This window comes from Nocardia abscessus NBRC 100374 (assembly GCF_000308455.1).
GTDB classification, from domain to species: Bacteria; Actinomycetota; Actinomycetes; order Mycobacteriales; family Mycobacteriaceae; genus Nocardia; species Nocardia abscessus.
In genome coordinates this window covers 49,407-60,431 of sequence record NZ_BAFP01000268.1, presented here as the reverse complement: position 1 = coordinate 60,431, position 11,025 = coordinate 49,407, and the positions used below count along the sequence as shown (strand labels likewise).

Below are 11,025 nucleotides of genomic sequence, written 5' to 3'. Positions count from 1 at the left end.
AGAGATATCCGACGATAGCCGGGTACATGACTCCCCTCTAATCGGAGCCCTTCATGCGAATCCGCATCACCACTATCGCCCTCGCCGCTGCCGCCCTGTCCCTCACCCCCTGGCCTTCCCACGCCGCCCCGTGGCCGGGCTGGACCGACGGCCAGCAGATGGAATTTCGCCTCCTGCTCGGTGGAGTCAATCGCCAGTTCCAGCCGGAGATCATCGCCACCGCCCACGAGGTGTGCGGCATCCTGCGTGCCGACCCCACCCCCGCCGGGAAGCGCGGGGCGCTCGAGCACCTGGCCGTGGACCACTACCCGCACCAGCTGGGCTACGCCCTCGGAACGATGGTGGATGTGGTCTGCCCGGAGCTGCTGGGCGTGATCCGGTGACCGCCACCGTCCGCCCCACCGCCGAGACCGTCCGCGATCCCGACTGGATAGCCACCCAGCTCCGGGCCGCCGCCGCCTCCGCCCATCCCCCGACTGCCTACCGCCACCTCCTCGCCGAAGTCGATATGTGGACCAGCGAAGCTGACGCCACCGTCTCCCGTATCACCACCCGGCCCTTACCTGAGCTGGGCTGGGAGCGGCGCATCTTCAACGAGGTGCGCGACGGAGAGATTCGGACCGTGCCGACCCTGCTCGCCCATGTGAGCGACCTCGACTATCCCGACGCCATCGCCATCATCACCGCCTGGTCGACCGCGCTCGGCCTCACCGAGGACCCCGAGCATGGAGACGGCGTCCGGGAATGGCGCGGGACTGTCGACGGCTGGCGGGTGGAACTGTGGACCATCGTTGACCGGGATGCGTTCGAAGCATGACCACGACGACGCTCACGTTCACCGTGCCCGAGCAGTGCCGCGAGAACTTCCCCCACGAACTGGAACTGCTGACGGACTTCATGGGGCCGCTGATCGGCTGGCTGGAACGCCATGGCGGAGGGATGCGCGTGGAGGTACCAGTGTCATGACAGCAAGAAAGCCGCCCCGGACGGGGGTCCGAGGCGGCTCATCTGCCGAGTCTGAGTGTGGTGACCGCGGCGAACGACAGTCTACCCGCGTGGATCATCGCCCCCGCAGGAGAATTCGTCGTAGCCTCGGATATATGAGTGTGGAAATAGGCGACCGCCTGAAATCGGTACGGAAACGACGCGGACTCACGCAACAGGAACTCGCCGACCAGTCCGGCGTGTCCATCTCCCTGATTCGGAAGATCGAACAGGGCGAGAAGTCTGATGTTCGCCTGGAAACGCTGCGGAAGCTCGCCGTGGGGTTGAGGGTGCGAACCTCGGACCTACAAACTCGCCGGGACGCCGAGTACGCCGACGCCGCCACAGACGACCTGTGGGAGCCAGTGCGGCGAGCCTTGGTCGGCCAGTTCGAACAGCTCGCCGACGAACCGGTCACTCTCGACGGAGTCCGGGCAGCGTTCGAGGAACTGCGCCCACTGATGGGCACCCACCAGTATCGGACGATCGCGTCCAGCCTGCCCGCCCTGCTGCGAGACGCCGACCAGCTCGACGAGCAAGACGGGCGCATCATTCGAGCCAGAATCCTCGGCATGGCGGGCTGGCTGCTCGTGCAGAACCGGCAGTTCGACACCGCCGAGGACACTCTGGCGCGCGCGATCGACTCGGCTGGTGACCACCTCGACGCCGCTGCGGCGGCCAACACTCTCGTGTGGGCGTACCTGCGGCAGGGCCGGTTGACCGACGCCGAGCGGCTGGCGATCGAATGGGCCGACCGCATCGAGCCACGGTTCTCCCGTGCCACGACACACGAGCTGGCGCTGTGGGGTCGATTGTGGCTGTACGCGGCGAACGCCTCCATCCGCGACAACCAACCCGGCCGGGCCGAGGACGCTATGAGCCTGGCACGGTCAGCGGCCTACCGGATCGGGCGCGAGGTCCTGTCCGACCATCAGACGGTCCGCACGTACGGGCCCGTCACGGTAGGGCATATCGCGGCGGAGACAGCGATCATCGCCGAGCAGCCGGACCGGGCTCTCGCCATCGCCGAGCGCACGCCCCCGACGACGCTGCAACCGGTCAGCGCGGGGCGATTGCGGCACCGGCTCGACGTGGCTTGTGCGCACGCGCAGATGCGTAACCACTCCACCGCCGTCGAGAGACTGGCGGAGCTGCGGCAGTCGGCTCCGGAGTGGTTGGCGCAGCAGCGGTACGCCCGCGACATCCTCGGCGCGATCATCTACGACCGGCGCACGCTCACCGACGAAATGAGAGACCTCGCCGATTTCGTTCGACTCGATTACTGAAACACTCCCTCCTACATGGCACTTCCGGGCGACACAAACCGGAAGTGCCATTCTTTTTGCGTACCACCCGGTGTGACTCTGAGTGCAGCACCCGGCGCTGGGCGAGTCCCGACCCCCGAAGTGGCCTCCGCCGCGATGGTTCGTAGCCACACTACGACCACCGCCCCCGGCGCCGGGTGCACCTAGCCACAACACAACACGCGCCCAGGGGGTACACCCGATGCCCGAACTCATCGCCGCCATAGCCGTAGCCGTCGGCTTGCCGCTCCTCACCGCGGCCGTCTACCTCGCCGCATGGCGCCGTCCCGAGCCCGGCCCGAACCGCGACGAGGCAGTCCAGTGACCACGCTCGCCGACGCCGACCAGTGGAGGCACACCCACCGGCGATGCTCCGGAGAGGGACCGTTCCGCTCCCTGGACCAGGCCCGGTTCGTCTCCAACATCCACTCCGGCCACGGACCCGCCTGCCTGCAATACCTTGCCGCGCACGCCTACAGCCAAGGCTCAGGGGATGGAGGCGAGTATGCCGACTAGGCCCCGACCGGACGAATGCAACGACACCACCATCGACTGGCTGATGGACGCCGAATGGGCGGACGGGATCGTGAAGATCCACGCGGATTGCGTCCCGCCGTGCCCGCGTAAGCAGGTCGCCCTCCGCTTCAAGCAGCAGGTGAGTGGCCGCTGATGCCGTTGAGTGAACCGCAAGCCAAACTGCTCGGCGCGCTGATCGCCGAGGACGGCCGCCGCGTATCTGTCCGCGAACTCAGCCGTCAGACGGACCTGTCTGAGCATGTTGCCCGCAAGGAGATCGCCGAACTCGCCCACTGCGACCTCGTCGCAGGCACAGCACGAGGCTGGCTGCCCACCGGCCGTGGCCGCGCACTGTTCCGCAAGCCCGTCTACCGCGAGTTCAGCAGGCGCTGAAGTCTTCCCCCGGCACCCGTCGGGGGGATCCAAGGAGATACCCGAATCGAAGGAGTACGCGTGCAGGAGAAGATCCCCGGCCCGGATGGTCCCGCCAACGACAACTGGGGCACGGACCCTCGGGGCAAGGAAGCCCCCCGGAAGCGGATCATCACCGAGGATCCACGGATCATCAAGGCCGTGGACTGAGCGTTACCCCCTTGAGCTTCGCCGTGTAAACACCGCAGGCACGGCGAAGGCCCCCCGACCCTCGCAGGGTCGGGGGGTTCTTGTTTCGGTGTCCGATAGTCTCAGGTGGTGGCGTTTCAGGTCGGCGATCTGATTCCCGCCCAGACATGACGAAACGCCCCGCAGGATTCCTGCGGGGCGTTGTCGTGTGAGTAGTCGACTACTCAGAAGGTGGTGACCTCCGGCCAGTTCGGGTCGGTGCCGTCCAGCAGTGTTGTGGGGATGCCCTTGATGTACTGGTCGAGGAACGCCCGGGTGAACAGGGTGTGCAGCGTCATCGCCCGCGCCGGGTTGATGCTGCCGTTCAGCTCCGCCGTCTTGACGGTCAGCAAACCAATGTCCGTGAACGCGAAGTGCTTGGTTCCCGCGACCTCGAGCATGTGCAGGGGACCGTGGGTGGTGTTGCGGTAGGTCGCCCACGAGCCATGCTCACCGCCGACGAGGTAGTTGTCGCCGAGGTCGATATCGCCACTCAGCAGCATCACCGGCACCTGCACGCCGTTGTTCTGGGCATGATTCTCGGTGCCGTCATACCCGGCGGTGCCGTCGAGCACCGCGACCGCCTTCACGCGGGTGTCGTGGTAGGCCATCTCGAGCGCGGTGTACCCGCCGTAGGAGTGGCCGGCGCACGCAACCTTGCTCAGGTCCGCCTGATTCCCGATGCCGTTGGGGAGGGTGGGCAGTTGGTCGAGGATGAAGTCCACGTCACCCATGCGAGCGGTCAACACCTTCTGCCACTGATTGCTGACGGCCCCGCCGTTCTGGGCCACCACTCCGGTCGACAGCTCGGTGACGATCGACTCGTACGTGTGCGACAGCGTGAGCACGAGGTAGCCGTGAGACGCCAACTCCTGCGCCAGGATAGACGCATGGTTGCCGGGGATGCCGAAGCCGGGCGAGAACACCACCACAGGCAGGGCGCCGAGATCCGTTGACACCACGGCGTCTTTCACCGCACGGGTGTCCCTCGCCCGGATGTTGCCGAACATGATGGCGTTCGGGTCGACGTTGCCGAAGAACCCGCCGCACTTGATCGCTCCGGTCCACCATTGCTTCGAGCAGCCAGCGTTCTCCAGGCCGTTCACCAACGCCAGCGCCATGGTCTCGTCGTAGCTGTCGACGTTCGACAGGTACTTCGCGACGGCGCCGGTGGAGGGTGTGGGGTACCAAGCGGTGACGGACACCTTCCGCTGGCCTGAGCCCGTGATCGGGTCCGTCCTCGAGGTGTCCGTGAGGAAAAGCCTTCGGTTGCCGACGCCGTGCGGGCCGGTCATCGCGGGCAAAAGGGTGGGAGCCACGTTGGCACCTCGTTTCGGTTGGCAGATTTTGAGCACTGGTTTCCGCGTTTCTCTGACGCGCCGGCCATCGGGGGTGCAAGATGTTCGCGCGCGGGCTACGTCGGGGGACGCAGCCGGAGGGGTTGACGCCGGGCCGCGCGTTCACATCGAGGGATGAGGAATTCATGAAGAGGCTTGCGCGCACAGCATTTGCCGTCGGGATCGCCGCGGTCGGGGTCCTGCTCGCGCCAGGAACCGCCAGCGCCTACGAGACGGGTGTGATCATCGGCCGGGATAACTGCCAGGAAGTCGCCCGGCACTACCGGTCGCTCGGGTATTCGGCCCGCTGCAACCACATTCACGGCGAGCGCTACTACGTGTTCTACGAGAAGTCGAACCGGCCGTCGACCGGCAGCTTCGGCAGCTAGGTGATGCGCACGAACGTGCCCGCACCCGCAGAGATGGACGTGAAACTCCCCTGAGTCGACACCGCCTGTAACGTGATGGTGTCGCCCGGCGCCACAGTGACACCGGTCGCGGTCGCTATGGCTGTTCCCGATGTGCCGCTGCTGCCGGAGCCCTGAACGATCTGCACGCCGTTCTTGAACAGCCTCAACGTCACCGTGCAGGACAGGCTCGAGGTCCACGGGCACGTCGCCGTCACGGTGGCGTTGCCCTTGGAACCCTGCGCCAGCAGTGCGTTGCTGGACACGGTCGAACCGGGATAGTTGGTGGTGTCGGCGACCCACCCGTTGACCTGGGCGTAGCTGTTGGACAGTGTGGCGCTGCCGCTCTTGTTCATCCCCGACGGCGCGAAGCCGCTCACCGCGCCGACCACGATGCAGGGCATCAGGCTAGGCCTGTCACATCAGCGATCAGGCCGGTGCCGGGTGTGGTTCCGACACCGGTGACCTGCACGGTGAGGATGTCGCCTGCCGCGTAGCTGTAGGTTCCGGTCGCTGTTCCTCCGGCTACTTGGTTGGCGGCGGCGATGGTGGCCGAGGAGCCCGATACTGCTACGCCGTTCTTGCGGAGCTCGACCACGAGGTTGCCGCTGCCGTCCGCGGTGTTGCCGCGATAGGTGACGGATGTGAATGTAGCGGCCCGTTGCAGTTTCACACCGAACGGGAAGTCTCCAGTGCCAGGCGACGCGTTGCGCGTGGTGTCCTTCCCGAACACGATGATGCTGAGGTCATAGGGCACAGTGCCTGTCGTGGGCGTTCGGGTGTCCGACAGGCGAGAGTCGTTGCCCTCAGCTGCGGTTCCTGCCGTCGTGCCTAGGACGAGGCTGGATGTGCCGGCACCAATCGCCGTCCGTGCGGCTGCGGCGTTGGCTGCGGTGAGCACCGATCTGCCTGTCGCAGTCGAATCGGAGACATCGGTCGCGACGTGAGTGTGGCTGGTGTTCGCCTTGCCCGCGAGGCCGGGGACGGTGGGGCTCGCCGCGGTGCCGCCGAGGTCTCCGGCGAGTTGGATGATGCCCTTCACGCTGGACGTGGCGTCCGGCGCCGGAGGTCCCGGGTCGCCGGTATCGCCTTTCGGCAGCGTGGCATTCAGCACGAACACAGGACTGCCGGTGTCGTCGATGGTGATCGACGCCGGATCGCCAGGATTGCCGGTGGTGACCGTGCCGACGTTGAGGTCGAACGAATCGACGATGTTCTGGGCGGCGGTGGCAGAGTTCGCCGCGGCCGTTTCGCTCGCGGCTGCCGCATCCGCTGCGTCCAGCGCGTCCTGGATCGCGGGAACCACGACACCGGGCAGGGTGGAGCCGTCGTCCAACCCGAACACCAATGCGTTGCCGACAAGGGTTACCGAGTCCAGAGACACACCCCGGACCACCGCGTTGCCTTCGCTGGAGGGGACCGGGGACACCAGGGTCAGATCCACCAACCCGGTCGAACCGGTGTCCGGGTCCTCCTCGTCCGGGCCGGGGATGTACTCCGGCACGTTGATCCGGAACGGCTCCATCGGCACCGGTGTGCCCAGATAGCTGAGGTCGAAGTCGACCCGCCACGTCCAACTGTCCGGGTTCATCGTGCCCGGAATCGGCGCGGCCAGATACACGCCACGCGTCCCACGCCAGGTCAGGAACCCCTCGTCATCGAGGACACACGTGTACAGGCCACCGGACAAGGGCGCGACCGTAGCGGGCGGGACAGCGTCGGGCACCAGGAATTTCGGCACCTCCGCGGTGAACGTCACCCGGCCTTCGAGCGGTGGGAAGTCGGGCATGACACCGACATCCGGGGAGTCGATGATGCCCGCGAGGAGACGGCCGACAACCTTGCCGTACTTCACCGGGGATAAGGGATTTGTCATGCGCACCCCAGCTTGTCGTATCCGGCAAGAATTGTGTCCGCCGCCTCCTGCCGGAATTTCGTCTGTTCCGGCGTCAAATTCGGCGATGGAGGATTGACCTTGATGCTCACCGCGAACACCTGATACAGCGGGCAGAGGATCTCCGTCGACGTGCGGCTCTGAACATCCCGCACCTCGCGTGTGGTGTGCTCCACGCGCACGAACAGCCATCCCACGATGCCGGTCAGCGCCAGGTTGAACGCGACGCCGACCGTCGCCACCTTCAAACCGATCCGGTTCATGCGGGTATCCGTCGAGACCCTGTCGAGACGGTCGAGTACTCTCTGCTGGGTTTCCGCTCTCTCCGACAGTTCGGTGACCACTTGTCGTAGCCTGTCCACCGCGGTCACCAATTCGGCGAGATCCATCACGGGTCCCCTTTCCGGCGAGGCCGTATCTCGGTCTCGAGATCGTTTATCTGGCTCGCCAGGTCGTCGAGCAGCGCCCGCAACCTCCCCACCGTCTCGTGTGTTTGACGGAGGGTTTGGTCGAGGTTGTCGTGGTCGCGCTCGTACTTTTCCGGCATCACAGCCGCCTGCGCTGCTCGTGCATGGTTTCGAACGCCTCCCGAATGGCGTCAGTGGCCCGCACAAGCTCCCCGGCGAGCTTGTCGTTGATGAGCCGATTGAGTTCGCGCAGCTCATTTTCGAGCCGATCGCCGCGCGAAACTTCTTTGTCGTATGCGGAATCGGCACGCTGAATCGCATCCTTGTGCGACAGCTCGATCCGCTCTATTTCAGACTTGTGCGCTTCGACAAGGTTGGTGAACAGCTTGTAGACGGCGTAGATGCATATGAGTGCGATTACGCCGATAGCGCCGTACTGCGGAAGGGTGGAGGTGAGTGGATCAGCCTGCTGCGCGAGCAGGTAGATCAGCACTACCCACGCTCACTGGACATCCCCGCGCGAAGCTTCGCGTCCGGAGTGACCTTCGTGCGCGCGACTTCCGCGGCGGGGATGCCGAGTATGGCGGCGACGATTGCGACGATCATGTCCGCCGAGAACTGGTCCACAACGCCACGGACAACGAGGTACCCGGCGATACCAACCAGCACCGGCCACAGGAGAGCGCGGATCGGCTCGGTGCGCAGAGCAGAGAGCAGCTTGGTCATGGTCTTTCCCTTCATCAGTCGTGGTCCGGAACGGGGATGTCCGGACCGTCAGCGTCGAGCAGGGCGACGGTGTCGCGGCGGCCGGGCCAGATGATCTGCCCGTATTGGAAACGCTGCCGCTGCTCACCGCCGTCCAATGCCTCCTCGTCGGCGAGCGGCCAGCCGAACGGGCCAGTCTCCGACCCGGCGCGGTGCCAGCGGGCGCGGATCGCGCCGTGCACCCACACCGGGGCGCAGTCACCGTGGCGGTACAGCGCACCGCCCTGGAAGCCCTGCACCTCGCCGTCAGGCAGCTCGGTGAGGTCGGTGACGGGGTATCCGAGCGGGCCCGCCTCCCAACCCAGTTCGCTGTACTTGCCGAACAGTGAGGCGGGGATGGCGCGGGCGCCGGCCGCGGGATGCCAGTAGATGTGACCGTTCTCGAACTCCGCGTAGCGGCCGATCCCGTCCGGTGTCGCGTTCTCGCCCACCGTGCGCCGCGCGCCCAGCCACGGCGTCACGGATGCGACGTCATCAATCGCGTTCGGTGGCGGCGCGGCCGGCGCCCCGGTGGCGAACTCGCACACGTCGGCCTCGAAGACATCCCAGGGGAAATGGGGGCCGACGTCGGTGTGGTTGCCGATGCCGAGGCAGCGGGTGACGTAGTTGTGGTCAGAGATGCCGGAGCGGCGCTCGTACGGCGGGGCGATGACGTGAGGATCGAAGCCGTACTTCCGCGCGTCCTGCACAGCGAGCCAGGCCGCGATACGGATATCGTCGCGCCTGGCCATCCATTCGTCACGCGACCATCCGGCCCGCGATCCCGCGAAGCAGAGGTTGATCGTGTACGGATTCGCGTCCAGCACAGACCAACTCGCAAGGTCGGTGTCGACCACGTCGACGACCACGCCATCGCGGACGGTGTAGTGGTAGCTGACACCGTTCGCCGGGTTGTCGAGGTAGTTCGCGAGGGACTCGGCGGTGCCGTTGCCTTCCTGGGTGTGCAGCAGGAAGTTCTCGACACGGGCGCCGTGGCGGCTGGATGCCGAGTTGCCCATCTGCTCGAGTTCGGTGTACTGCGGTTTCGTCACCGTGATGATCTCCGTAGGTGTTGAGTTCGGCGCCTTCGACCATTGGCCGTAGTCGTTCTTGAGCGTGATGTTGACGTCGACGGTGACCCCGCCGACTTGACGTTTGTCGATCTCGATCTGGTGCAGGTGTGCGGCGTAGTGGTCGAAGTTGATCGAGGAATCGCCGCTCCAGTTGTGTTGCCAGAACCAGGTGGCGACGCCGTCCTCGAGCGCCCAGTCGATGCAGCGCGAGTTGCCGTACATGCCAGTCCATTCCAGACCGATCACCGATGCCCAGCCGCGCAGGAATGGGGCAATGAAGGTGTTCCATTGCTCCAGGCTCGGATTGGCGTCGACAGGCGCGTAGATCGGCCGGTTTTCCGGGCCGCCCGCCTCACGATGCAGCCGCAGCGCGGTCTCGGCGTGCCGAGCGCCTCCGTCGTACCCGCCGTACCAGTCGGAGGTGTCGCCTTTGCCGTACTGGTAGTTGCTGACTATCTCCAGCCCCGCCGCGCGGAGCCGGTCGCAGTAGTCTCGCCGCAGCGGTTTCGCGCCGAAGTTCGTACCCGGCCGGGAATCTGCGAAATACCCGATCACCCCTGCATACCCGGCGTCCATGATGACTTGCGGATCGATGAGTGCTGCGGAGAAGTCCAGCAGCTTCACCGCGGCCACCGCGCGAGCTGCAACGCCAGCGAGACGATTACCGCGATCATGATGATCAACAGGATGGTGTGATCTGTCATTGCGACTCCTACTGGAATAACGGCATGGCGTACACGGTGAGGAACGCGATGTCGGAGACCGTCGAGTAGTTGGCGGTGCCGAACGCCCTGATAGCGCGCACGTAGAAGGTCTGGGTCTGCCCGGCCGCGACAGTGGCGACGCTGGTCGTCGCCGGGGAAAGGGTCGACTCGAATTTCGGGATGAGTCTCGTCCAGATGTAGTTCGCGGAGGAGAACCCTCTGCCGTAGGCGACGATCGGGCCGTCCTCAGCGCCGGACCGGACCTCGATGTCGATTCGGCTGTCCCCCACCGCCTGAACGTGGATCTGCATGGGCACACGCCCGATGACGTAGGGCCGCCACGCGAACGGCTGCGCGGGCACCGTCATCGACGCGATGGTGCGGGGTGCGTCCGCGGAGTTGGATGCCGCGGCGAACCTGCTGCCACCGATGGTCCACGGGCCCCGCCATGTCGGAGACGGTGCGGGCACGAACTTCGACAGGGTCGCATCCCACTGCAACACCATGTGATCCGACAGCGCCACCGTAGAGGTATCCACATCGGACGCGTCTTGGATTCGGCCGGCCACACCCGGGTCGCCGTCCGGGCCGGTCGCACCCTTCGGCACCGTGATTGTCAGGACCTGATTCGGGGAGTCACCGGTCAGCGTGGCGAGCGCCGAGGAGCCCGTGGCGCCGACCTCGGCCACACCGGTCAGGACATTCGGCGGGCCCTGATGCCCAGTGCCCTGGAAGGCATCGGTGAACGGAATCCAGATCCGCCCGTCCCACAGCCGGAGTTCGTTGATGTCGGCAACCCACCACGCCTTGCCTTTGTCGGCATGGGTGACGGTGATCGCGTTCAGTTCCGTGAGGTCTTCGACGCGGCCCATAAAGATGAAGCCGTAGGACGGGTCACCTTGTGGGCCTTGTGGCCCTTTCGGTCCGGAGCGGATCTCCAAACGACCTTCGTCGTCGTAGATCTCGAGCGAGTTGACGGTGCACGGGAGTTCTTCGCTCTCCACAATGCCCGCCATGGTGATCTGGACGTCGCGGTCGTAGACGATGCCCATATG

At 65.8% G+C, this 11,025-nt stretch carries 19 protein-coding genes; 10 read left to right on the top strand and 9 right to left on the bottom strand.

Annotation, left to right across the window (positions count from 1 at the left end):
- The first annotated feature begins 53 nt into the window (after window positions 1-53).
- The 9 genes from ON19_RS34355 (at window position 54) to ON19_RS44255 (ending at window position 3,386) form a co-directional block, all read left to right on the top strand.
- On the top strand, window positions 54-383 hold the full coding sequence (locus ON19_RS34355; RefSeq protein WP_043702602.1) for a hypothetical protein: 330 nt from the start codon (window positions 54-56) through the stop codon (window positions 381-383).
- Entirely contained in the window at window positions 380-817 is a 438-nt protein-coding gene (locus tag ON19_RS34350; RefSeq protein ID WP_043702599.1) for a hypothetical protein, read from the top strand. The genes ON19_RS34355 and ON19_RS34350 overlap by 4 nt, the downstream gene beginning before the upstream one ends.
- Window positions 814-966 carry a hypothetical protein gene (locus ON19_RS42545; protein WP_157229996.1) on the top strand — a complete coding sequence of 51 codons (153 nt, stop codon included), beginning with the start codon at window positions 814-816 and terminating at the stop codon, window positions 964-966. The genes ON19_RS34350 and ON19_RS42545 overlap by 4 nt, the downstream gene beginning before the upstream one ends.
- Window positions 967-1,100: 134 nt before the next feature.
- Window positions 1,101-2,270, top strand: coding sequence for a helix-turn-helix domain-containing protein (locus ON19_RS34345; protein ID WP_043702596.1), 1,170 nt, complete (start codon window positions 1,101-1,103; stop codon window positions 2,268-2,270).
- Between the two features lie 220 nt (window positions 2,271-2,490).
- The gene (locus ON19_RS44260; RefSeq protein WP_255218448.1) at window positions 2,491-2,613 is read left to right on the top strand and encodes a hypothetical protein; all 123 of its coding nucleotides are present in this window, start codon (window positions 2,491-2,493) and stop codon (window positions 2,611-2,613) included.
- A complete protein-coding gene (locus ON19_RS34340; RefSeq protein WP_043702593.1) occupies window positions 2,610-2,804 on the top strand; it encodes a hypothetical protein in 195 nt (64 codons plus the stop codon). Before ON19_RS44260 ends, ON19_RS34340 begins: the two co-directional genes overlap by 4 nt.
- Window positions 2,794-2,958, top strand: a complete 165-nt coding sequence (locus ON19_RS42540) for a hypothetical protein (protein ID WP_157229995.1) — start codon at window positions 2,794-2,796, stop codon at window positions 2,956-2,958. The genes ON19_RS34340 and ON19_RS42540 overlap by 11 nt, the downstream gene beginning before the upstream one ends.
- Window positions 2,958-3,197 carry a hypothetical protein gene (locus ON19_RS34335; RefSeq protein ID WP_043702590.1) on the top strand — a complete coding sequence of 80 codons (240 nt, stop codon included), beginning with the start codon at window positions 2,958-2,960 and terminating at the stop codon, window positions 3,195-3,197. Before ON19_RS42540 ends, ON19_RS34335 begins: the two co-directional genes overlap by 1 nt.
- Before the next feature lie 60 nt (window positions 3,198-3,257).
- Entirely contained in the window at window positions 3,258-3,386 is a 129-nt protein-coding gene (locus tag ON19_RS44255) for a hypothetical protein (RefSeq protein ID WP_255218447.1), read from the top strand.
- Between the two features lie 203 nt (window positions 3,387-3,589).
- Here ON19_RS44255 and ON19_RS34330 read toward each other — a convergent pair whose 3' ends face one another.
- Window positions 3,590-4,723, bottom strand: a complete 1,134-nt coding sequence (locus ON19_RS34330) for an alpha/beta hydrolase family protein (RefSeq protein WP_157229994.1) — start codon at window positions 4,721-4,723, stop codon at window positions 3,590-3,592.
- A gap of 80 nt (window positions 4,724-4,803) precedes the next feature.
- Between ON19_RS34330 and ON19_RS34325 the strand changes: the two genes are divergently transcribed.
- Window positions 4,804-5,130 (top strand): hypothetical protein, encoded by a 327-nt coding sequence (locus ON19_RS34325; RefSeq protein WP_157229993.1) that lies wholly within the window; start codon window positions 4,804-4,806, stop codon window positions 5,128-5,130.
- On the opposite strand, the gene ON19_RS34320 is transcribed toward ON19_RS34325, so the two are convergent.
- From ON19_RS34320 to ON19_RS39465, 8 genes are all read right to left on the bottom strand, one after another.
- Complete coding sequence (locus ON19_RS34320; protein WP_157229992.1) at window positions 5,127-5,540, bottom strand: hypothetical protein; 414 nt, start codon at window positions 5,538-5,540, stop codon at window positions 5,127-5,129. The two genes, ON19_RS34325 and ON19_RS34320, sit on opposite strands and share 4 nt — an antisense overlap.
- Window positions 5,541-5,551: 11 nt before the next feature.
- Window positions 5,552-7,024 (bottom strand): hypothetical protein, encoded by a 1,473-nt coding sequence (locus tag ON19_RS39470; protein WP_157229991.1) that lies wholly within the window; start codon window positions 7,022-7,024, stop codon window positions 5,552-5,554.
- Window positions 7,021-7,431, bottom strand: a complete 411-nt coding sequence (locus ON19_RS34305; RefSeq protein ID WP_043702580.1) for a hypothetical protein — start codon at window positions 7,429-7,431, stop codon at window positions 7,021-7,023. The genes ON19_RS39470 and ON19_RS34305 overlap by 4 nt, the downstream gene beginning before the upstream one ends.
- Window positions 7,431-7,589 carry a glutathione S-transferase family protein gene (locus ON19_RS43495; RefSeq protein ID WP_157229990.1) on the bottom strand — a complete coding sequence of 53 codons (159 nt, stop codon included), beginning with the start codon at window positions 7,587-7,589 and terminating at the stop codon, window positions 7,431-7,433. The genes ON19_RS34305 and ON19_RS43495 overlap by 1 nt, the downstream gene beginning before the upstream one ends.
- Window positions 7,589-7,942 carry a hypothetical protein gene (locus ON19_RS34300; protein ID WP_043702577.1) on the bottom strand — a complete coding sequence of 118 codons (354 nt, stop codon included), beginning with the start codon at window positions 7,940-7,942 and terminating at the stop codon, window positions 7,589-7,591. Before ON19_RS34300 ends, ON19_RS43495 begins: the two co-directional genes overlap by 1 nt.
- Window positions 7,942-8,175, bottom strand: coding sequence for a hypothetical protein (locus tag ON19_RS34295; protein ID WP_157229989.1), 234 nt, complete (start codon window positions 8,173-8,175; stop codon window positions 7,942-7,944). The genes ON19_RS34300 and ON19_RS34295 overlap by 1 nt, the downstream gene beginning before the upstream one ends.
- A 14-nt stretch (window positions 8,176-8,189) precedes the next feature.
- Window positions 8,190-9,890: a glycoside hydrolase domain-containing protein gene (locus ON19_RS41075; protein ID WP_227955068.1), complete on the bottom strand. Its 1,701-nt coding sequence runs from the start codon at window positions 9,888-9,890 to the stop codon at window positions 8,190-8,192.
- An 88-nt stretch (window positions 9,891-9,978) separates the two neighbouring features.
- Entirely contained in the window at window positions 9,979-11,022 is a 1,044-nt protein-coding gene (locus ON19_RS39465; protein WP_051169593.1) for a hypothetical protein, read from the bottom strand.
- Window positions 11,023-11,025: the final 3 nt, after the last annotated feature.